The organism is Pseudomonas sp. LAMO17WK12:I10 (assembly GCF_900215185.1).
Lineage (GTDB): Bacteria > Pseudomonadota > Gammaproteobacteria > Pseudomonadales > Pseudomonadaceae > Aquipseudomonas > Aquipseudomonas chlororaphis.
Genome location: NZ_OBDX01000011.1, coordinates 17,054 through 37,858, shown reverse-complemented (window position 1 = coordinate 37,858; position 20,805 = coordinate 17,054). Strand labels below are relative to the sequence as shown.

The following is a 20,805-nucleotide window of genomic DNA, read 5'->3' as shown; positions in this document are numbered from 1 at the left end:
TTCTAAATAAAGAATATTTCGTGAACTTCATCCCGAGTTACTCCTTGTATTCGGAAAAATGTGACGGCGTTCTGCTTTAATCCTATTTACACAATGCCACTACTTCAGTTTGCAAGGAGCAATCATGGACTCGACCCAGCACTACGAGGGGGAAAGGAAGCGCATCGAGAACCGCCGTACTGCATTGGGTCTCAAATACCTTCCCGCGCCGGCCGGCCAGCCTCCCAGGATCTGGGGGCTGGCGCTGTCCGGGGGTGGCATCCGCAGCGCCACCTTTTGCCTGGGGGTGCTGCAGGCAATGGCCCGGGCCGATGCGCCGGAACAGGCCAACCCACGACCGTCGAAGACACCGCAAGACAACCTCACCACCACCCTGCTGCCGCGCTTCGACTACCTCTGCACGGTCAGCGGCGGCGGTTATATCGGCAGTTTCTTCTCCAGTCTGTTCATCCCCAATCGCCTGCGCCGGGAGCAGGCCCAGGAGCGCGCCGAAGCCTCGCACCTGTCGCCCGCCCAGCAAGCGGCCAGGACCGCGGCGGTCAACGCCTATGAGGTCCTGCACTACGAGCCGCCGGGACGTATCAGTACCCACATCGACTACGCCAACGCCAGCGACAAAGACATCGGCAAGGGCCCCACGGCCTGGCTCCGGGAGAACGGCCGCTACCTGACCCCGACCGGCTCGGGGGACGCGCTCTACGCCCTGGCGATCACCTGGCGCAACTGGCTGTCGCTGCACTTCGTCATCGGCATGCCGATTGTCCTGGTCCTGTCGTTGCTGATGCTGTTGCAAGTGAAGTACGTGCCCAATCTGTTCCTGCTGCCCGGCGCGGTGTTCCTCCTCGGCTTACTGCCCTGCTGCCTGGCCTACTGGCTGGTGCTGCCGAAAAACAGCCTGAGCAATCCTCCGGCCCTGAGCAATCTGGCGGCCGTGGCTTGCACGGTGATGGTGCTGGTCTTCGTCGGCATCTGGGCGCTGCTGCAACAGCCGGACGACAGGCCGAACGTACGCTACCTGTTCCTCGGGTTCGCCGCCATCGCACTGCTGGGCATCGTCTACGCCTGGCTGCTGATCTGGCGCCTGAAATACCGCACCCGCAAGGCCAACGACGAAGACGGGATCTTTACCGTGCGCAACTACCGGGTCGAGGTCACCCGGGTGCTGTCGCAGATCATCATGACCCTCGGTGCGCTGCTGTTCGCCGCGTTCCTGGTGTCGCTGTCCGAAGCGATCTACCTGCACCTGCAGAGCCTGACCCAGGGCACCGTCGGCATTCTCCCGGTGCTGATCTGGCTGGTGCGCCGCGTGGCGCTGTTGCGGGACGAGAAGAGCCTGCCGGACTGGCTGCGCCTGCTGCCCCTGGAGGTCATGAGCCTGATCGGCGGCGTGCTGTTGCTGGCGGCGGTCTGCCTGGCGTGGATGCTGTTCGTGATATGGGTCACCGCCGATGGCAGCATCCGCCTGCAGGAAGACGGCTATGTGCTGCGGCTGGCCCTGCTGGCCGGGGTGGCGGCGGCCCTGACCTGGGTCAGCAGCCGCTTCGTCGGTTTCCTCAATACCTCGTCGTTGCAGTCCTACTACAGCGCGCGCCTGGTCCGCGCCTACATGGGCGCCACCAACGGCAAGCGCTTCGACGGCACGCCCGAGCAACGGCGCAAGCACATGAGCGTGGCCGAGCCACTGAGCAACGACGACATCAGCGTCGAGCACTACTACGGCACGCCGAACGCCGGCCCGCTGCACCTGATCAACGTGACCATGAACCTCACGGTCGACCCCGCCGAGCAACTGGTGCAGCGCGACCGCAAGGGCAAGCCGCTGTGCCTGGCGCCGGGCAGCGTCAAGGGCGAAGGGGCCTTCATCCTCGACGGCAAGCTCTATCAGCGCGACCTGGAGAATATCCCCGCTTCGGAAATCGCCTACCCGCTGACCATCGGCCAGTGGATCGGTGTTTCCGGCGCGGCCTTCACCACCGGCCTGGGGCGCGCCACCAGCCTGGGCATGTCGCTGCTGCTGGGCCTGGCCAACGTGCGCCTGGGCAACTGGTGGCCCAGCCGCTTTATCGACGCTAAACCGGAAAAGCCCAGGCAATCCCTGGGCCTGAAGCTGTCGCGCTGGCTGCCAACCCAGACCTACCTGTTCTACGAATTGACCGCGCACTTCCATGGCCATCGGCGCGCCTATCAATACCTCTCGGACGGCGGCCACTTCGAGAACACGGCGGCCTATGAACTGCTGCGCCAGGAACGCCAGGTCGAGCTGATCGTGATGTGCGACTGTGGCTGCGATCCCGACTACCGGTTCGACGACCTGAGCAATCTCATCCGCCTGGCGCGCATCGACCACGGCCTGGAGATCAGGGAAGACGCAGCGATCACCCGGGACGATGTACTGGGCAAAGTGTTCGGGCGCATGGAGGACTTCAAGATCGCGCCGTCGCCGGCGGACCCGCATTGCGCGCTGCTGCTCAACGTCTACGCCTGCACCGAGCCGGACACCCTGGTCAGTCGCATCCTGGTGCTCAAGCCCCGGCTGATCCCATCGGTATCGCCGGACGTGCAGAACTACGCGTTGATCAACACGTCCTTCCCCAACCAGCCCACCGTCGACCAGTTCTTCGACGAGGCGCAGTTCGAAAGCTACCGCCAGCTCGGCTTGAGCATCGGCCAGCAGGTCTTCGGCAAAGGGGTCAACGGCGATGCCATCGCCCAGGCACTGTGGCGCTACCTGCGCGAACATCCTGCGGGAAGCGCGCACGAGGATGACCAGCCCAAGCCGCCGCGGCCGAGCCGCAATGGCCAGCGCCGCCCTTCGGCAGACAGGCCTCCCCGTGCATGACACTGGAAATGGCACCGACCCTGCGGGCCCGCGGTCAGGAACAGCTCAACGCTGGCCGCGGCGCAGGGTCTCGCTCGGCAGTTCCTTGAACAGCGCGCGGTAGCTGCTGGAAAACCGCCCGAGGTGCCAGAACGACCAGCGCATGGCCACCTCGGCCACGGTGGTTTCGTCCGGGCCGCGGCGCAGCAGTTCGCGGTGCGCACTGTTCAGCCGGCGCAGGCGCAGCCACTGGGTCGGCGCCATGCCGGCGAAGGCCTTGAACGCGCCTTGCAACTGGCGCAGGGAAACCCCGGCCACCTGCGCCAACTCCAGCAGGTTGAGGCTGTCTTCCGGGCCGTCCGCCGCCCACTGCGCCACCCGCTGCATGATCGCCCGCTCCTCGGCGCGCCGGCGCAGGCCGCCACCGTCCAGGCGCACGCAGGCGTTGTCGAGGATAAACAGGCAGTCCTCCAGCAACTGCTGGGTCAGGGCTTCGCGACTCGGTGGGTCGAGGGTCTGCGACAGGCGCGTCAGGGTCGTGCTGAGCCAGCGGCTGAACAAGGCGTTCTGCCCGCAGTTGAGCGGCGCCAGGAACAGGCCATCGAGGCGCTGCGCGTCGAGGCCATGGCCACGGACGAATTCCGGACCGAACACCACGGCGATTTCCTGGTAGTTCTCCGGGGTGATCCAGATGTTGCGGCTCTCGCCGTTGAGCAGGTACAGGGCGTTGTCGCTGCGATCGAAACAGAACGCCAGGGAATCCTCGGGCGCGCTGAAATTCTGCTCGACCCGGGTGTTCATGCATTCCTCGTAGATCTGCACCCCTTGCAGGTCCAGATAACGCACTTGCCCGGCGAAATGCCCGGGCGACATCTGCTGGTAATGCTGCACCCAACCCGGGGTGGCACGGATCTGATCGGCCACATCGAAGGTGTTGAAGGCCTGGACCTGGAGAGCTGTCGACGCTGTCATGAAGGAACCTTGCGCACTCTTTTGGTGCGCTTTGGTGCTGCTTAAAGTGGATAGATGGAACCGCGAGGCTTGCCCAAGATAGTCGCCAACGCGCCACAGGGGAAGCCTTGCCGGACCACCCCAAGCACTGACGCGTCACCGACAATCATTGACGAGGTCCTTATGAATGCCCCTTTCGATCAGCTGTCTGCCTGGCTGAAAGAACACAAGATTACCGAAGTGGAATGCGTGGTCAGCGACCTGACCGGCATCGCCCGCGGCAAGATAGCGCCCACCAACAAGTTCCTGCATGAGCGAGGCATGCGCCTGCCGGAAAGTGTGCTGTTGCAAACGGTAACCGGGGACTTCGTCGACGACGACATCTACTACGACCTGCTGGACCCGGCGGACATCGACATGGTCTGCCGCCCCGACGCCTCGGGCATTTACCTGGTGCCCTGGGCCATCGAGCCGACCGCCATTGTCATCCACGACACCTTCGACAAGTTCGGCAACCCCATCGAGCTGTCGCCGCGCAACGTGCTGAAGAAAGTCCTGCAGCTGTACGCCGACAAGGGCTGGCAGCCGATCGTCGCGCCGGAGATGGAGTTCTACCTGACCCAGCGCTGCGAAGACCCGGACCTGCCGCTGAAGGCGCCGCTGGGCCGCTCCGGCCGGGCCGAAAGCGGACGCCAGTCGTTCTCCATCGACGCCGCCAACGAATTCGATCCGCTGTTCGAGGATGTCTACGACTGGTGCGAAGCCCAGGGCCTGGACCTCGACACGCTGATCCACGAAGACGGCCCGGCGCAGATGGAAATCAACTTCCGCCACGGCGACGCCCTCGACCTGGCCGACCAGATCACTGTGTTCAAGCGCACCCTGCGCGAGGCCGCGCTCAAGCACAACGTCACCGCCACCTTCATGGCCAAGCCGGTGGCCGACGAGCCCGGCAGCGCCATGCACCTGCACCAGAGCGTGGTCGACAGCGCCACCGGCAAGCCGATCTTCGCCGACGCCGAGGGCCGCATGAGCGAGCTGTTCCGCCACCATATCGGCGGCCTGCAGAAGTACATCCCCAAGGTGCTGCCGATGTTCGCGCCCAACGTCAATTCGTTCCGCCGCTTCCTGCCGGACACCTCGGCGCCGGTCAACGTCGAATGGGGCGAAGAGAACCGCACCGTCGGCCTGCGCGTGCCGACCTCCGGCCCGGAAGCCATGCGCGTGGAAAACCGCCTGCCCGGCGCCGACGCCAACCCTTACCTGGCCATCGCCGCCAGCCTGCTGTGCGGCTACCTGGGCATGGTCGAGGGCATCGAGCCGAGCGCCGCGGTGGAAGGCCGGGCCTATGAGCGGCGCAACCTGCGCCTGCCGATCACCATCGAAGACGCCCTGACCCGCATGGAAGAGTGCCCGACCATCGAGCGTTACCTGGGCAGCAAGTTCGTGCGCGGCTACGTCGCGGTAAAACGCGCCGAGCACGAGAACTTCAAGCGCGTGATCAGCTCCTGGGAACGCGAGTTCCTGTTGCTCAGCGTCTGAGACCTGCACACCGCGCACACCGTTGTAGCCGCTGCCGAGCCTGCGAGGCTGCGATCGATGGCGCAGCCATCGCCAGACCGTCGCACGCGGTGTACCTGATACAAGGCGGTTGCCGGGTTTACGACGGCTGCGCCGCCGATCGCAGCCTCGCGTTGCTCGGCAGCGGCTACAGGGCCACAGGGCCACAGGGCCACAGGCGGCTTCATGAATTTGGCAAACACCATAACAACCGCAAAAAGGGGTATCGCTATGCGTCTATGGAAATCGGTGGCTCCGCTGGCCCTCACGGTGCTGTTCGGCGCCACGGCCCAGGCCGAATCGACAGTCAGCGTGTACAACTGGACCGACTATATCGGCGAGACCACCCTCGCCGACTTCCAGGCAAAAACCGGGACCCGGGTCATCTACGACGTCTTCGACTCCAACGAAACCCTGGAGGGCAAGCTGCTGGCCGGGCGCACCGGCTATGACCTGGTGGTGCCGTCCAACCACTTCCTGGCGCGGCAGGTCAAGGCCGGGGCCTTTCTCAAGCTGGACCGCGCGCAGTTGCCGAACTGGCAGAACCTCGACCCGAAACTGCTGGCCCTGCTGGAGCAGAACGACCCCGGCAACCAGTACTCGGTGCCTTACCTGTGGGGCACCAACGGCATCGGCTACAACGTCGACAAGGTCAAGCAGGTGCTGGGGGTCGACAGGATCGATTCCTGGGCGGTGTTCTTCGAGCCGGAGAACCTGAAGAAGCTCAGCCAGTGTGGCGTGTCGATGATGGACTCGCCGGACGAAGTGTTCCCGGCGGTGCTCAACTATATGGGCCTGGACCCGCGCAGCGAAAACCCCGCGGACTACAAGAAAGCCGAAGCCAAGCTGCTGGCGATCCGTCCCTACATCACCTACTTCCACTCCTCCAAGTACGTCTCGGACCTGGCCAACGGCAACATCTGCTTGGCCTTCGGTTATTCCGGCGACGTGTTCCAGGCCGCCAACCGCGCCAAGGAAGCCAAGAACGGGGTGAAGATCGCCTATTCGATTCCCAAGGAAGGCAGCAACCTGTGGTTCGACCTGCTGGCGATCCCGGCGGACGCCAGCAATCCCAAGGAAGCCCATGCCTTCATCAACAACCTGCTGGATCCGCAAGTGATCGCCAAGGTCAGCGCCTATGTCGGCTACGCCAACCCCAACCCGGCGTCGCAGCAATACATGGACCCCGAGCTGGTGAACAACCCCGAGGTCTACCCACCCCAGGCGGTGCTCGACAAGCTGTACATCTCCAGCCCCCAGAGCCCGCAGACCATGCGCCTGATGACCCGCGCCTGGAGCAAAGTGAAGTCCAACCAATGAACCGGCACAGCCATGCACAACACACCCGCTCCTACTACGCCGCCTCGGCCAACGCGCTGCCGGACTACCCGCCGCTGAATGCCGACCTCAGCGCCGACGTCTGCGTGATCGGCGGTGGTTTCACCGGGGTCAACACCGCCATCGAACTGGCGCAGCGCGGCCTCTCGGTGATTCTCCTGGAAGCCCGGCGCATCGGCTGGGGCGCCAGCGGGCGCAACGGCGGGCAACTGATCCGCGGCATTGGCCACGACGTCAGCGGCTTTTCCCGCTACGTCGGCGCCGAGGGCGTGCGTTACCTGGAACAGGCCGGCATCGACTCGGTGGCGCTGGTCGGCCAGCGCGTGCGCGAGCACGGCATCGACTGCGACCTGCGCTGGGGCTTCTGCGAGCTGGCCAACACCCCGGCCCAGTTCGCCGCGTTCCAGGCCGAGCAGGAACACCTCGCGGCCCTGGGCTACGTGCATGAAACCCGCCTGGTCGCCCCGCAGGACATGGCCCAGGTGGTGGCGTCCTCGGCCTATGCCGGGGGCCTGGTGGACATGGGTTCCGGGCACCTGCACCCGCTCAACCTGGTGCTTGGCGAGGCCGCCCTGGCCCGGACGCTGGGGGTGCGGATCTTCGAGCAGAGCCCGGTGCTGGAGCTGATCCACGGCGACAGCGTGCGGGTGCGTTGCGCCAGCGGCACCGTGCGCGCCGGCAGCCTGGTGCTGGCCTGCAACGCCCACCTGGATGACCTGGAGCCGCGCCTCGCCGGGAAGGTGCTGCCGGCGGGCAGCTACATCATCGCCACCGAGCCCCTGGCGCCGGCCCTGGCCGCCGAACTGATCCCGCAGAACCTGGCGCTGTGCGACCAGAAGGTCGGCCTCGACTATTACCGGCTCTCGGCGGACCGGCGCCTGCTGTTCGGCGGCGCCTGCCACTACTCCGGGCGCGACCCGGCGGACATCGGCGCCTATATGCGGCCGAAGCTGCTCAAGGTGTTCCCGCAGCTGGCGAATGTACGCATCGACTACCAATGGGGCGGCAAGATCGGCATCACCGCCAACCGCTTCCCCCAGGTCGGGCGCCTGCGCCAGTACCCCAATGTGTATTACGCCCAGGGCTACTCCGGGCACGGGCTCAACGTCAGCCACTGGACCGCGCGCCTGCTGGCCGAGGCCATCCACGCCGGGCACAGCCAGGGCCTGGACATCTTCAGCGCAGTGCCGCACATGACGTTCCCCGGCGGCCCCGCCCTGCGCGCGCCGCTGCTGGCGCTGGGCATGCTGTGGCATCGGTTGCGTGAGGCGCTGGGCTAACGATTACCTGGGTGATAGGCGCCAGGCTTGCCGGCGATGGCGATTGCAAAGGCGCCGCCGTCATCGTCGGCAGCTCGCTGCGAGCCTTGCCATTCAGGCTGGCCTGAAGCCTCGAGCGATGCGAAGATGCGCGCCGCAAATCGGCTTGCTAAGGAATGGCATCATCAAAGCGCTCACTGCTCTCGTCCTGCTCGGCACACTCGCCCTCTCGGGCTGCGGCACCCTGATGGCCCGTGCCAGCAATCAGTACATTTCCTACGACCTCTACAAAGGCACCCAGCAGAATATCCAGCTGCTGACCATGCGTGACGCCCGCGGCTACGACGGCTACGCCACGATCTACTGCTGGATGAGCATCGTCTGCCCGCTGGTGGCGGTGGTAAGCCTGCCGGTGGATGCGGCGGTCGATACCGTGCTGCTGCCCTACGACGCCAAGGGCGTTTATTACTGAAGCCGCGGCCGGTCGATGCGGCCTGGGTAAATGGACCAGCGCTATCGCTGGCAAGCCGTCACGACTCAATCCGTCACCACAGGCTCGGCCACCACGCCACGCAACCGGCATGGCGCGCCCAGGCGGTCGAGCCGTGGCCGGCCGAACAGGTAGCCCTGGCCCCATTCACCACCGCAGGCCGTGGCCAGGGTGCGGTCGGCTTCGCTCTCGATGCCTTCGATGATCACGCAGGGCGCCAGGGTCTTGCACAGCTGCACCAGGTGTTTCAGGGTCTGCACGCTGTTGGGTTCGCTGCGGGCGCGTTGTAGGTAACCCTGGTCGATCTTGACCATGTCGGGGCAGGTCTGGCGGATGAATTCCAGGGTGCCGAGGCCGGCGCCGAAGTCGTCCACCGCCACCCGGCAGCCCAGCTCGCGCAGGCACAGGACAAACTCGATGGCCGCTTCGGTGCTCGGCGGCATGGCGCTTTCGGTGATTTCGATCACCAGCCGCGCGGCCACCGCAGGCGCGTCGCGCAATTGCGCGAGGGTGGCGGACCAGAACGGATCGACGATCGCGCTCTGCGCCGAGATGTTGCAGCCCAGGCGCAGGTGCTCGTCGTCCAACAGGCGCTCGATCACGCCCCCCACCACGCTGCGGTCCAGCTCGCGCATCAGCTGATGGCGTTCGAGCATGGCGAACGGATAGGCGCCATTGCCGGGCTGTTCGACATGGCGCAGCAAACCTTCCAGGTACAGCACCCGGCTGGTGTCGGGCAGCCGCACCACCGGCTGGAAGGCCAGCGCCAGTCGCCCCTGCGCCAGTTCCCGATAGAAGTCTTTGACGCTTTGCATGACAGATCCGTAGTCGAAGCGGCGACAGCGCGCCGGGTGGGCTTGGCCAGGATGCGTCGGCGCGCCCGACGTGATAATGGCTCATTGCTATTTATGATCCCCCCTGCCCGGACGGCTCGAAAGTGTTCCCGGATACCTTTCGTTTGTCCTTGGAAACACCGCACCGCCCTTTCTCGACTGTGGCCCGAGGTTTATTGCGATCATGCGCCAGCGCCAATGACATCAATTAGCCACTAGCCCAGGAAGTACTATGCACAGAATGACCGGCACCAGTTTCCGGGTGCTTGCCGATGTCCTGAGCGACGCCGGAGTCAAGGTCGAGGCCTTGCTCAAGCGCCATGGCAGCAGCCACCAGGAGACCTGTGAAAACCCCATGGGCGTCAGGCTGGAGCTGGTCTACGCGGTGCTGCAAGACGCCGTGCAGCTGTGCGGCAACCCGGACCTCGGCCTGCTGGCGTACACCAAGGCCCACCCGGCCAACCTGGAAGTGCTCGGCTACGCGCTGATGTCCGGCGCCACCCTGGGCACCGCGCTGCAACGCCTGGTGGACTATCACTCGCTGGTCAGCAACGGCTTCTATCTGTGCCTGGAGCGCAGCCCCCAGGCCGTCACCCTGATCGGCTTCGACATCGCCCTCGAACCGGGCCTGGTGCCGCGGGCCTTCATCGATGCCGGCGCGGCGCAGACCCTGGGCCTGGTGCACTGGCTGCTACCCGGCCACAAGCCCCGACCGCTGGCGGCGAGCTTCACCTACCCGCGCCCGCCCGACACCCGCGCCCTGGAGCGCCTGCTGGGCGCCAACCTGCAGTTCGACGCGCCCTACAACAGCCTGAGTTTCAGCCCGCGCGATTGCGCCATGGCCCTGCCCAGCGCCGACCCGGCCCTGGACGTGCTGCACATGGAATACGCGCGAACCCGCCTCAAGCTGCTGCTCGACGGCTCGATGACCGCGCGGGTAAGGCGGGTGTTGTCCGAGCGCCTGGCCCAGGGCGGGCCCAGCGACCTGCGGCATATCGCGCAGCTGGTGGGGGTCAGCAGCCGCAGCCTGCAGCGACGCCTGGGCAACGAAGACACGCACTTCTCGGCGCTGCTCGACGAGGCGCGGTTGATGCTGGCCCACAGTTTCCTGCGCAACTCGGCGCGCAGCGTCAAGTACATCGGCGCCCTGCTCGGCTTTCGCGACCAGAGCAGCTTTCACAAGGCCTGCCGCCGCTGGTTCGGCATGACCCCGGGGCGTTATCGCCAGGAAGGCTGAAGACAGCAAAACGCCGGGCACAAGTCCCGGCGTTTTTTCAAGGTGCGGCAGCGCTTGCTCAGCGATGGCTGGCCTGCAATGGCGGCTGCGCTTGGGGCATGGCCGAGGAATGGTGGTTGAGGATCTTCCACTGACCGTCGATGCGCTCGTAGAGGAAGGTGTAGCGCGCCTGCACCTGGCGGGTCGCGCCACCGGCCTCGTGCAGGGTGAAGGTGTAGACGCCGCTGTCCATGGCCGCGTCCGGGCCCAGGCGGCGGATTTCCCGGTAGTTGATCTTGCCCACCGGCTTGCCCGCGAGGAAGTGCTCGAAGTAGTCCTCGATCTGCGCCGGGGTGGTGCGCACCTGGTTCGACACGGTCGGCTGGAGGATCGCGTCGGCGGCGTAAAGACTGGTTACGTTTTTTGCGCTGCCGGTTTGCAGGGCCGCGTTCCAGCGATCGAACAGGCCGGCGATCTCCCGGTCGCCCTGGTTCTGCGGCTGCGCGGCGACGGTGCGGTACACATAAGGCGTGGCGTCCAGGGCCTGGGCCAGGGGTGCGGTCAGCGCCAGTAACAGGGCGATGGCGGTGGTTGGCAGTTTCATCGGAAGGCTCCAGTGGGTTTCAATGCGCCCACTTTGCCCACCTGCTGCTGCCTCGCCATCGGCCAACCGGTGCCGGCGGCCTATGCCATTCGGCAGATAGGCCCACAGCCGGCAACCGGGTCTAATGCCTGCTCGCGAGCGCACGCCCTTCACGCTGGAGCCTGTTTTTCATGCAAAGCCCGACCCACGACCCCGGCAGCGCCCTGGCCATTCGCAGCCAGTATCGCCAGGCGCAAAGCCGCGCGGCGCGCCTGCGCCTGCTGGTGGACACCGGCCAGGAACTGACCCAGCTGCCACCCGCGGCCATGCGCCAGCGCGCCCTGCAACGGGCCTGTGCCTTTATGGCGATGGACCACGGCCTGCTGCTGGAATGGCACGCCGCCCAGCCGCCCCAGGCCACCGCCCAGCACGGCGGCAGCGAACGCCTGGCCGCCCTGCACGAGCTGGCCAAGTCTGCGATCCTGCACCCCGAATGGCTGCCGCAGACCGATGCCGCCCTGCCCCAGGTGCTGCGCATTCCCCTGCCCGGCGCCGACGGCCAGGCCTTCGGCGCGCTGCTGCTGGCCAACAGCGTGGCCCTGGCCGCGCCCGACAGCGAGGACCTGGAATCCCTGCAACTGCTCGCCACCCTGCTGGCGGCGCACCTGGAAAACCAGCGCTTGCTCCAGGCCCTGCAAGCCCGGGAACGCACCATGTCGGAACTGGTGCACCGGCTGTTCAGCGCCCAGGAAGACGAACGCAAGCGCGTGGCCTACGACCTGCACGACGGCCTGGCGCAAACCCTGGCCGGGCTGCACCAACGCCTGCAGGGGTTTGCCGGGCGCTGCCCGACATTGCCGCAGGAGCTGCACAACGAGCTGCAAAGCATCCTGACCCTGGCCCAGGGTTGCGTCGGCGAGGGCCGGCAGTTGATCGGCGGCCTGCGCCCCAACGTGCTGGACGACTTTGGCCTGTACAAGGCCATCGACAAGGAAGCCGACCGCCTGCGCGACGCCGGTCTCGAGGTGCACTGGCGGCAACAGTCCAGCGCGCGCCTGCCGGGCGCCGGCGAGATCGCCCTGTTCCGCATCGCCCAGGAAGGCATCAACAACATCCTCAAGCATGCCCGGGCCAGCCGCGTCGAACTGAGCCTGCACCTGGCCGACGGCCAGGCCGCGCTGGCGCTGGCAGACAACGGCGTCGGCTTCGCCCTGGACAGCCCGCTGTCCAGCTGCGGCGGCCAGCACCTGGGCCTGGCGGCGATGCAGGAACGCGCCAGCCTGCTGGGCGGCGAGCTGTCCTGGCACAGCGCCCGCGGCCACGGCACCCGCCTGCTGGCCCGGGTGCCGCTGCCCGCTGCTGGAGAACAGCCATGAACCCTGCCCTGCGCCTGGTGCTGGCGGACGATCATGAAGTCACCCGCACCGGTTTTGTCGCCCTGCTCGCCGGCCACCCGGAGTTCGAGGTGGTCGGCCAGGCCCGCGATGGTCAGGAAGCCCTCGACCTGTGCGAGCGCCTGCAACCGGACATCGCCATCCTCGACATCCGCATGCCGCTGCTCAACGGCCTGGGCGCCGCGCGCCTGCTGCACCAGCGGCAACCGGCGATCAAGGTGGTGATCTTCACCATGGACGACAGCCCCGACCACCTGGAAGCGGCGATTGCCGCCGGCGCGGTCGGCTACCTGCTCAAGGACGCCAGCCGCAGCGAAGTGCTCGGCGCCCTGCAGCGGGTGGCCCAGGGCGAGGAAGCCCTCAACAGCAGCGTCAGCGCCCGGCTGCTGCGGCGCATGGCCGAACGCAACGCTGGCGGCAGCGGCGCTGCCCAGGTTGTCGCCCTGACCGCCCGTGAACGCCAGGTACTGGGGCTGGTGGCCGGGGGGTTCAGCAACCGCGAGATCGGCGAAAAGCTCGGCATCACCACCGGCACCGCCAAGGCCCATGTGGAACGGGTGATCGGCAAGCTCGGCGCGGCGGACCGCACCCAGGCCGCGGTGCGCGGCATCGCCCTGGGGCTGGTGGCGCAGCCCGCGGGAGACTGGCCATGAGGCTCCTGGCCAGCCGGCACTGGCTCGACCTGCCCCTGCGCGGCAAGGCGCTGGTGGTGATCTCCCTGCCGCTGGTGATCCTGCTGCTGTCGCTGGTGCTGATCTACATCACCGAACGCCAGACCGCCCGCGCCGAGGAAGACGTGCGCCGGGTGCTGCTGGTGCAGGGCGACATCCAGACCGTGCACACCCTGCTCGCCGAAGCGGCGGCCAGCGTGCGCGGCTACCTGCTGACCCGCCGCGAAGACTTCCTGCCCAGCTACGAACGTGCCCAGCCGCTGATCCAGGCCGCCCTGCAACGGCTGGACAGCAACATTCGCGATGCGCGCATGCGCGACCACCTCAAGGCCATCGCCCCGCTGATCGGCCACAAGCTCGACGGTCTGGTGGCCCTGCGCAACGGCCGGCCCGACGACAGCGCCAGCATCACCGCGATCCTGATCGAGAACAAACAGGTGCTGGACGTGCTGCGCGAGCAGATCAGCGCCATGCGCATCCGCGAAGACGGCCTGCTCGCCGAACGCAGCGCCGCGGCCTCGGCGACCCGCATGCGCCTGCTGCTGGCCACGCTGCTGGCAGCGCTCTGCGGCTTGTTTGGGGCGATTGTCGCGGTGCTGTTCTTGTCCAAGGGCATAGTCGCGCGGGTGCAGCAGGTGCAAGGCAACGCCCAGCGCCTGGCCCTCGGCCAACCGTTGCGCCCGCAAGCCCCGGAACAGGACGAAATCGGCCAGCTCGGCACCCGCCTGGTGGAGGCCGGGCAGCTGCTGGCCGAGCGCGAGCGCGCCCTGCGCGACAACGAAGAACGCCTGCGGCTGATCATCGATGGGGTCAAGGACTACGGGATCTTCGCCCTCGACACCCAGGGCCGGGTCACCACCTGGAACGCCGGCGCCGAGCGGATCAAGGGCTACAGCGAACAGGAAATCCTCGGCCGGCACTTCTCGCTGTTCTACCTGGCGGAAGAATGCCCGGCGCACCCGGACATGGCCCTGCGCGAAGCCACCCGCGACGGCCATTACATGGAAGAGGCCTGGCGCTGCCGCAAGGACGGCAGCCGCTTCTGGGCCAGCGTGGTGATCACCGCGCAGTACGACGCTAGCGGCGCGTTGCGCGGTTTCTCGAAGATCACTCGCGATATCACCGACCGCCGCGCCGCGGAAATCGCCCTGCGCACCGCCCGCGAGGAAGCCGAAAGCGCCAGCCGCGCCAAGAGCGAATTCCTCTCGCGCATGAGCCACGAACTGCGCACCCCGCTCAACGCCATCCTCGGTTTCGCGCAACTGCTGGACATGGATTCGCCCAGCGGCCAACGGCCCCAGGTCGGCCATATCCTGCGCGCCGGCCAGCACCTGCTGACTTTGATCAACGAGGTGCTGGACATTGCCCGCATCGAGGCCGGGCACCTGGCGCTGAATGTCGAGCCGATCGCCCTGGCCGCGGTGCTGCACGAGGCCCTGACCCTGGTCTCGCCGATGGCCACCGACGCCAGCATCCAGCTGGCCGCCCTGCCCGCGCTGAGCGAGCACAGCGGGGTGATCGCCGACCGCCAGCGGCTGATCCAGGTGCTGCTCAACCTGCTGTCCAACGCCATCAAGTACAACCGGCCCCGGGGCCAGGTGCGGATCGCGGTCAAGGTGCTCGACACCCGGGTCGAGGTGACGGTCAGCGACACCGGCGCCGGCATTCCCCTGGAGCGCCTGGACCAGTTGTTCCGCCCCTTCGAACGCCTGGGCGCCGACCCGCGGGTGGAAGGCACCGGCCTGGGCCTGGCCCTGAGCAAGAGCCTGCTGGAAATGATGGACGGCAGCCTGCGGGTGCACAGCACGCCGGGCCAGGGCTGCTGCTTTACCTTGCAACTGCCCTTTGTCCAGGTGGCCGCGGCCGGCACGCGCCCGGCCCTGGAGCAACAGCTAGTGGAACAACCGACGGCGGTGCTGCCGGCCCGGGTCGAGGCCGTGGCATACCGCGGCCAGGTGCTGTGCATCGAAGACAACCTGTCGAGCCTGGCGCTGATCGAAACCCTGCTGCAACGCCGCCCGGGCATTCGCCTGCTGTCGAGCATGCAGGGCCAGATGGGCCTGGACCTGGCGCGCCAGCATGCACCGCAACTGATCCTGCTGGACGTCAGCCTGCCGGACCTTACAGGCCTGGAAGTGCTGCGCCGGCTGCGGGAGTCGTCGAGCACCGCCAGCACCCCGGTCGTGATGATCACCGCCGACGCCAGCGCCCTGACCCACCGCGCCCTGTTGCAGGCCGGGGCCACGGCGATCCTGACCAAGCCCATTCATATCCCGGCGTTTCTCGCCCACCTTGAGCAACATTTACCGGAGCCCGCATGAACCACGATTTGCGCATCCTGATCATCGACGACCAGCGCCCCAACCTCGAGCTGATGGAGCAACTGCTGGCCCGCGAAGGCCTGCACAACGTGCTGAGCAGCACCCAGCCGCTGCGCACCCTGGAGCTGTTCAACAGCTTCGAGCCGGACCTGGTGATCCTCGACCTGCACATGCCCGAATTCGACGGCTTCGCCGTGCTCGAACAGCTCAACCGACGGATCCCGGCCCACGATTACCTGCCGATCCTGGTGCTGACCGCCGACGCCACCCGCGACACCCGCCTGCGCGCCCTGGCCCTGGGCGCCCGCGACTTCATCAGCAAGCCGCTGGACGCCCTGGAAACCCTGCTGCGGATCTGGAACCTGCTGGAAACCCGCGCCCTGTACAAAGCCCTGCGCCAGCAGATGCCGGCGCAGCAGATCGAGCTGCTGCGCCGGCATCGGCAGTGAATGGGCGAGCGACCCTAGAGGTTGTACTCATCCAGCCTCGGCGAGTCACCCACCTGCTCGATCAGCGCGGCATCGATGCGCAGCAGGTTTTCCGGCTGGTAGGTCAGCTGGCTGCCCCAGGGCTGGTCGTCGGCCAGGGAGCCTTTCAGGCGGACGGCCACGGAGTCATGCACCCGGACTTTCTGCCCGGCCCCAGGCACGGGAATCTCCCGCGACCTGGGTTTGCCGAACGGCGGCATCGAACCGTACTCACGGACTCGCTTGTGGGTCTTCGGGCTCCAGACCAGGCGTGGCACCCACTCGGCGATCAGCCAGTTGCGGGTCAGGGAATCGTGGGCCTGGGCCAGCGGATCCTGTAGCACCGAGGAGGCGGGATAGAGTTGCGCGCGACAGGCTTCGACATCGATGCTCAACCCGGCCTCCAGGCACTCGCCGACCATCCAGCGCAAGGCAATCAACGCCAGCTGCGACTCGCCGACCGGGTAACCGCCGCCCACATCCGAATGCACACCGGCGAACCAGACCTGTTTCAGATTCACGCCCTGGCCTTCTGTCCAGAGGTTCTGGCGGAAAAAGCTGCGGCGTTCGTCCAGGGACACCGCATGGCGGATGATCTTCACGTCATCGTTCCTGCGGGTGTAGGGAACGATCAGCGGGTCGTACACCCAGCCCACCGAACTCACGGTGTCGAACAGCCCGAGAAAGTGAATGCTCACCGGCCGGGCAAAGCTGGCCTTGAACGCTTTCATCAAATCGAAGTCCGGCTTTTTGTCCGCGCTCATGCGCCACCAGGTGTAACTCATCGCCCGTTGGCGATTCGGCTTGGAATTATCAGCGGATTTCAAGCGAGTGGTCAGCAGCGACCAGGCAAAGTCCATCAGCTGGACCTGATGGGCCGGCAACAGGCCGATGGTGTGCAGCAGCGCCGCCAGGACCCGCACCGCGTAGGAGCCGCGGGAGAAACCGAAGAGGAAGATCTGGTCACCGTCCCTGTAATTCTCCATCAGGAAGCGGTAGGCATTGAGCACGTTGCGCTTGATGCCCCAGCCGAACATCAGCCCGGCGATGCGCGACGGCACCTTCTGCCATTCGAACAGGGTTTCGCTGAGCCCGAAGGTGCCCACACCCTGGTCGTAATAGGCCAGCAGCGTTTCGCTGTCCTTGGGTAGCGAGCGAAACAGCCGGACCACGTTGGTCGGTTCGTCACTGAAACGGTTGTTGGTGCCATCGATGCAGACAATCAGCTGGCGCGCCTTGATCCTTGTGTTCTCCACGACCTGGTTCCCTCGAGAGTCGTCAAGTGAGGTTCCCGCGCGGCCAGTCGGCCAGGCAAGGACCGGTGTCACCCTACGTCCGTGTCATGACAACTGCTGCGGTAAAGCGTGAAGGGCTCTCCAAGGCATAGCAGCATTAATGGTGCCCGGCCATAAAGCCCCGGGCAATAAATGTCCGGACCATGAACCCCCCTCCGCAAGGAGGGGCCGGGCGCCGACGAGCCGTGCCTGGGCGCTAGAACCTGCCGCCCAACGGATACTCGATCGCCAGCCGCAACTGGTCGGCATCCAGTTCGGCCTGGGCCTTGTTGCCGCGGTGCACGGCGTGGCGCAGGGTGACGGCGAGGTTTTTCGCCGGGCCGGACTGCACCACGTACTTGGCCTGCAGGTCGCGTTCCCAGTGCTTGCCGCCTTCGCCGTAGCCCAGCCAGGCGTAGCCGCCGCGCGGGTCCATATGGCTGCCGTCGATGCCACTGCCGCGCACGTACAGGGCGCTGAAGGTCAGGCCGGGCACGCTGTAGCCGGCCATGTTGAGGTCGTAGCGGGCTTGCCAGGAGGCTTCCTCAGGGGCGTTGAAGTCCGACAGGGCCACGGCGTTACTGAGCAGGATCGCGCCACGGGTGACGTAGTCGTAAGGCGTGTCGCCGTCGACCTTCTGGTAGCCCAGGCCAACACTGTGGGCGCCGCGCTTGTAGGTCGACATCAGGCTCCAGGTGGTGTTGTCGATGCGCCCCGACAAGGCCTTGCCGGTGTCCTGGGTGCGGTACAGGTTGAAGTCGAACGTCAGGTCCTGGCCCGGGCTCAACGGCAGGTTATAGAGCGCGCCGAGGTACTGCTGGCGCCAGGTGTCTTCGTACAGGGCGCTGAACAGGCTGGCGTTGAGGCCCTTGATTGCAGTATTGCGCACACCGATCAGGTCGAAGCTGTCGCCCTGCTGGCCATTGGAGTAATTGACCACGAACCCCTGGTCGTGGCTGGTGGCGTTGCGGTCGGTGCTTTCGTTGAAGTGGCCGCCGTACAGGGTGGTGTCGCTCAGCTCGCGACTGGTGAGGAACCAGCCGGTGGCGGTCTCGGGCAGCAGGCGGCTGTCGGAGGAACCGAACACCGGGGTCTTGACCCGCTGCTCGCCGTAGCGCAGTTCGGTGGAGGAAAAACGCAGCTTGGCCACCGCGCCGCCGCGGCTGAATTCGTCCTTGGGGTGGCCGTCGTTGTCCACCCCCAGCAACCGCGCCTTGCCGGCCCGGCCACCGCCGCTGTCGAGCTTCCAACCGGAATACACATGGGCGTCCAGGCCGAAGCCGAGCGTGCCCTGGGTGAAACCGGAGCTGTAGTCGGCCATCAGGCCGTAGGCCCACTCCTCGGCCAGGTCGCTGCGTTCGGCGCGGGGTTTGTAGGCGTTGCGCGCGCCGTTGCTCAAGGAGCCGTGCCGATAGTCGCGACGGTCGTAGAGGCTGCGGTTGAACAGGCTCCACTGGCTGTCTTCGATAAAGCCCTTGGCATTGTCCTGCTCCGCGGCCAGCGCGAGCAGGCTCTGGCCTCCCCAAGGCCAAAAAAATGCCAACAACAGGGTGTGTCGGGTCAAGGTCTTCACTGTGGAACTCCCGAAAATCGATAAATGACAGGCGATAGGAAGCAGTGCGCCGCTATACGGGCGCACCACCGGGATCCCACTCAGAGGTATTTGAGGATCGCGATATCGCGGCGACGCTGCTTGAGGCCGGCGAACCAGCGCGTCGGGAAGAACAACAGCACGCCGAGGATCAGGCTCCACAGCCAGACGCCGGACAGGTTGTCGAAGCCGTAGTAAGTGCCCTGGTTGGCGCCCCAGATGGCCACGGCCACCAGGTACATGGCCTTGAGCACGTACAGGTGCAGCAGGTAGAAGAACATCGGCGCGCCGCCGTAGATCGCCAGTTGCGCGGTCGACCAACGCTCCTGGACCTTCTCGAAGTACGCCAGGAGGATCAGTCCCAGGCCCAGGGTCGGCATCAGGAACATCAGCGACGGCGGGTACTTCTTGGCGCTCATGAAGCTCATGAAGGTGCGCAGCGCATCGCCGGTCTGCACCCAGGGTTTCTCGCCGTAGACGTTCAGGTAGCGGATGAACACGAAGGCCACCAGCAGGCCGACGCCGACCTTGAGCAGCCGCGAAATGCGCACCGCCGGCTGCACGTCCTTGCCGAACCACGGGCCGATGGCCCAGCCCAGCAGGATCACGCCGATCCACGGCAGCACCGGGTAGGTGGTGCGGGCCCGGGTGAACTCGGTGATGTCGATGAACACCCGCTGGTGCAGGATCGACCAGGGCACGAAGAACGGCGACTCGGGGCCCACCACCACGTCATCCAGCAGGTTGTGCCCGGCGACGATGGCCACCCCCAGCACGATCAGCCAGCTGCGCTTGAAGTGCAGCAGGCCGGCCAGCACGATCATGCAGATGCCGATGCACCAGATCACCTGCAGCCACAGGGTCTTGGGCGGGAACTCGGCGTTCCAGGCAAAACAGACGAAGGTCAGTTCGAGGAACACCAGGAACAGGCCACGCTTGAGCAGGAACACCGAGGTTTCCCCGAGGCTGTGTTTCTGGCTGTAGAGCCAGGCCGACAGGCCGGTGAGGAAAATGAACACCGGCGCGCAGATCTCGCTGAGCAGGCGGGTGAAGTACAGGTCCGGGGTCACGCTCAGGGCATCGATCGGGTCGGTGACCTGGCGATGCAGGAGGAAGGTCTCGCGCACGTGGTCCACCAGCATGCACAGCATGACGAAACCACGCAGGGCGTCGATCGCCAGCATCCGCGTATTGGCCTTGGCCACGCTGCCCGCCAGCGCAGGGGACGCAACGCCCGCCTGCCCTGCCAATCCAGTAGAAAGAGTCATATCGCTCACTTGTGTGGAAGGTCGTTGAACCAGGACAGGACGGTCGCGACGGGACGCGGGATGGTTCGCCGGGATACAGGGGCTGGCCCTGTGGGGGTGTTTGCCATGCAAATTGGCATTGTCGTGTGCTCCTTGGGGCTCTCATTCAACGAATCGCGCGCGGGGGTGAACGATCAAAACGAAGAAATGTTATCAGATAACATTTCGTATTGAGAGTGTGGACGAGTGAGGGGCGTGACAATTTACGTCGGGGGATGCGGTCTTTGGGGATCAACGAGCGGATTGCGCCCTTTCCGAAACAACAACGGCGCCCTCGGGCGCCGTTGTCAGGTCGGGCGAAAAGCGCCCGGCGACTCAATCATCGTCGTCGTCATCGTCACGATCGCGACGATAGCGCCCGTCCTTGTCCCGCCGGTCGTAGCGGCGGTCGTAGCGGCGGTCGTAACGGTCGTCGTCACGATCGCGGTCGCGGTAGTAATCGCGGTCATAACGGCTGTGGTCGCGCCAACCGTCATGGTCGCGATCGTAGCGTCGGCCGTCGTCCCAGTGGGGGTAGCAGCCACCCAGTAGCAGCGTGGAGCAAAGGGTCAGGGTGAGTGTCGCGAGTCGCTTCATGAAAGTGTCCTAGAACCTGGGGCAGAACGATGGGTTGGCAAAGCTGCCCGGCAACGCAACGGGCCCTGTGCGAACCGGCGGCGCCGGCCCCTGCAACCACCCATGTGACTGTAAAACCAGCGTTTTATTCGATCCTGGCGAGGCACTGGCGGACCG

At 66.1% G+C, this 20,805-nt stretch carries 17 protein-coding genes; 10 read left to right on the top strand and 7 right to left on the bottom strand.

All coding sequences use genetic code 11. The features are described 5' to 3' along the window. Positions 1–124: 124 nt before the first annotated feature. On the top strand, positions 125–2,839 hold the full coding sequence (locus tag CRO75_RS14155; RefSeq protein WP_097136100.1) for a hypothetical protein: 2,715 nt from the start codon (positions 125–127) through the stop codon (positions 2,837–2,839). A 45-nt stretch (positions 2,840–2,884) separates the two neighbouring features. On the opposite strand, the gene CRO75_RS14150 is transcribed toward CRO75_RS14155, so the two are convergent. Next, positions 2,885–3,790, bottom strand: a complete 906-nt coding sequence (locus CRO75_RS14150) for a helix-turn-helix domain-containing protein (protein WP_009043999.1) — start codon at positions 3,788–3,790, stop codon at positions 2,885–2,887. 162 nt (positions 3,791–3,952) lie between these two features. On the opposite strand from CRO75_RS14150, the gene CRO75_RS14145 reads away from it, so the two are divergent. From CRO75_RS14145 to CRO75_RS14130, 4 genes are all read left to right on the top strand, one after another. Beyond that, on the top strand, positions 3,953–5,311 hold the full coding sequence (locus tag CRO75_RS14145) for a glutamine synthetase family protein (protein WP_097136098.1): 1,359 nt from the start codon (positions 3,953–3,955) through the stop codon (positions 5,309–5,311). Positions 5,312–5,560: 249 nt separating this feature from the next. Next, the gene (locus CRO75_RS14140) at positions 5,561–6,649 is read left to right on the top strand and encodes a polyamine ABC transporter substrate-binding protein (RefSeq protein WP_097136096.1); all 1,089 of its coding nucleotides are present in this window, start codon (positions 5,561–5,563) and stop codon (positions 6,647–6,649) included. Further along, positions 6,646–7,947 (top strand): FAD-binding oxidoreductase, encoded by a 1,302-nt coding sequence (locus CRO75_RS14135; protein ID WP_097136094.1) that lies wholly within the window; start codon positions 6,646–6,648, stop codon positions 7,945–7,947. The genes CRO75_RS14140 and CRO75_RS14135 overlap by 4 nt, the downstream gene beginning before the upstream one ends. A gap of 145 nt (positions 7,948–8,092) precedes the next feature. Continuing rightward, positions 8,093–8,398, top strand: coding sequence for a YceK/YidQ family lipoprotein (locus tag CRO75_RS14130; protein WP_009044003.1), 306 nt, complete (start codon positions 8,093–8,095; stop codon positions 8,396–8,398). A 65-nt stretch (positions 8,399–8,463) separates the two neighbouring features. Here CRO75_RS14130 and CRO75_RS14125 read toward each other — a convergent pair whose 3' ends face one another. Further along, complete coding sequence (locus tag CRO75_RS14125) at positions 8,464–9,231, bottom strand: EAL domain-containing protein (RefSeq protein WP_097136092.1); 768 nt, start codon at positions 9,229–9,231, stop codon at positions 8,464–8,466. 250 nt (positions 9,232–9,481) lie between these two features. Between CRO75_RS14125 and CRO75_RS14120 the strand changes: the two genes are divergently transcribed. Further along, a complete protein-coding gene (locus CRO75_RS14120; RefSeq protein WP_097136090.1) occupies positions 9,482–10,486 on the top strand; it encodes an AraC family transcriptional regulator in 1,005 nt (334 codons plus the stop codon). A 58-nt stretch (positions 10,487–10,544) separates the two neighbouring features. Here the strand turns inward: CRO75_RS14120 and CRO75_RS14115 are convergent, their stop codons facing one another. Next, positions 10,545–11,069, bottom strand: coding sequence for an SgcJ/EcaC family oxidoreductase (locus CRO75_RS14115; RefSeq protein WP_097136089.1), 525 nt, complete (start codon positions 11,067–11,069; stop codon positions 10,545–10,547). 170 nt (positions 11,070–11,239) lie between these two features. Between CRO75_RS14115 and CRO75_RS14110 the strand changes: the two genes are divergently transcribed. Genes CRO75_RS14110 through CRO75_RS14095 form a run of 4 tightly spaced genes read left to right on the top strand, consistent with a single transcriptional unit; the run spans position 11,240 to position 15,883 of the window. Further along, positions 11,240–12,424 carry a sensor histidine kinase gene (locus CRO75_RS14110; RefSeq protein ID WP_097136088.1) on the top strand — a complete coding sequence of 395 codons (1,185 nt, stop codon included), beginning with the start codon at positions 11,240–11,242 and terminating at the stop codon, positions 12,422–12,424. After that, positions 12,421–13,095 (top strand): response regulator transcription factor, encoded by a 675-nt coding sequence (locus CRO75_RS14105; protein WP_097136087.1) that lies wholly within the window; start codon positions 12,421–12,423, stop codon positions 13,093–13,095. Before CRO75_RS14110 ends, CRO75_RS14105 begins: the two co-directional genes overlap by 4 nt. After that, the gene (locus CRO75_RS14100) at positions 13,092–15,434 is read left to right on the top strand and encodes an ATP-binding protein (RefSeq protein ID WP_097136084.1); all 2,343 of its coding nucleotides are present in this window, start codon (positions 13,092–13,094) and stop codon (positions 15,432–15,434) included. Before CRO75_RS14105 ends, CRO75_RS14100 begins: the two co-directional genes overlap by 4 nt. Beyond that, positions 15,431–15,883, top strand: coding sequence for a response regulator (locus tag CRO75_RS14095; protein ID WP_097136082.1), 453 nt, complete (start codon positions 15,431–15,433; stop codon positions 15,881–15,883). Before CRO75_RS14100 ends, CRO75_RS14095 begins: the two co-directional genes overlap by 4 nt. A gap of 14 nt (positions 15,884–15,897) precedes the next feature. Here CRO75_RS14095 and CRO75_RS14090 read toward each other — a convergent pair whose 3' ends face one another. The 4 genes from CRO75_RS14090 to CRO75_RS14075 all read right to left on the bottom strand — a co-directional run bounded on the left by CRO75_RS14090 (position 15,898) and on the right by CRO75_RS14075 (position 20,649). Continuing rightward, positions 15,898–17,157 (bottom strand): DUF2235 domain-containing protein, encoded by a 1,260-nt coding sequence (locus CRO75_RS14090; RefSeq protein WP_097136080.1) that lies wholly within the window; start codon positions 17,155–17,157, stop codon positions 15,898–15,900. Between the two features lie 235 nt (positions 17,158–17,392). After that, entirely contained in the window at positions 17,393–18,748 is a 1,356-nt protein-coding gene (locus CRO75_RS14085; protein WP_097136076.1) for an OprD family porin, read from the bottom strand. 80 nt (positions 18,749–18,828) lie between these two features. After that, entirely contained in the window at positions 18,829–20,034 is a 1,206-nt protein-coding gene (locus CRO75_RS14080) for a heparan-alpha-glucosaminide N-acetyltransferase domain-containing protein (RefSeq protein WP_023965444.1), read from the bottom strand. A 354-nt stretch (positions 20,035–20,388) separates the two neighbouring features. Then, on the bottom strand, positions 20,389–20,649 hold the full coding sequence (locus tag CRO75_RS14075) for a hypothetical protein (RefSeq protein WP_097136070.1): 261 nt from the start codon (positions 20,647–20,649) through the stop codon (positions 20,389–20,391). Between the last annotated feature and the right edge of the window lie 156 nt (positions 20,650–20,805).

What these genes read in the sequence shown, in the direction of transcription:
- CRO75_RS14145 (WP_097136098.1), top strand. Translation starts at nt 3,953, where the DNA reads ATGAATGCCCCTTTCGATCAGCTGTCTGCCTGGCTGAAAGAACACAAG.
- CRO75_RS14105 (WP_097136087.1), top strand. Translation starts at nt 12,421, where the DNA reads ATGAACCCTGCCCTGCGCCTGGTGCTGGCGGACGATCATGAAGTCACC.
- CRO75_RS14120 (WP_097136090.1), top strand. Translation starts at nt 9,482, where the DNA reads ATGCACAGAATGACCGGCACCAGTTTCCGGGTGCTTGCCGATGTCCTG.
- CRO75_RS14110 (WP_097136088.1), top strand. Translation starts at nt 11,240, where the DNA reads ATGCAAAGCCCGACCCACGACCCCGGCAGCGCCCTGGCCATTCGCAGC.
- CRO75_RS14150 (WP_009043999.1), bottom strand. Translation starts at nt 3,790, where the DNA reads ATGACAGCGTCGACAGCTCTCCAGGTCCAGGCCTTCAACACCTTCGAT.
- CRO75_RS14115 (WP_097136089.1), bottom strand. Translation starts at nt 11,069, where the DNA reads ATGAAACTGCCAACCACCGCCATCGCCCTGTTACTGGCGCTGACCGCA.
- CRO75_RS14080 (WP_023965444.1), bottom strand. Translation starts at nt 20,034, where the DNA reads ATGACTCTTTCTACTGGATTGGCAGGGCAGGCGGGCGTTGCGTCCCCT.
- CRO75_RS14100 (WP_097136084.1), top strand. Translation starts at nt 13,092, where the DNA reads ATGAGGCTCCTGGCCAGCCGGCACTGGCTCGACCTGCCCCTGCGCGGC.
- CRO75_RS14135 (WP_097136094.1), top strand. Translation starts at nt 6,646, where the DNA reads ATGAACCGGCACAGCCATGCACAACACACCCGCTCCTACTACGCCGCC.
- CRO75_RS14155 (WP_097136100.1), top strand. Translation starts at nt 125, where the DNA reads ATGGACTCGACCCAGCACTACGAGGGGGAAAGGAAGCGCATCGAGAAC.
- CRO75_RS14075 (WP_097136070.1), bottom strand. Translation starts at nt 20,649, where the DNA reads ATGAAGCGACTCGCGACACTCACCCTGACCCTTTGCTCCACGCTGCTA.
- CRO75_RS14095 (WP_097136082.1), top strand. Translation starts at nt 15,431, where the DNA reads ATGAACCACGATTTGCGCATCCTGATCATCGACGACCAGCGCCCCAAC.
- CRO75_RS14125 (WP_097136092.1), bottom strand. Translation starts at nt 9,231, where the DNA reads ATGCAAAGCGTCAAAGACTTCTATCGGGAACTGGCGCAGGGGCGACTG.
- CRO75_RS14140 (WP_097136096.1), top strand. Translation starts at nt 5,561, where the DNA reads ATGCGTCTATGGAAATCGGTGGCTCCGCTGGCCCTCACGGTGCTGTTC.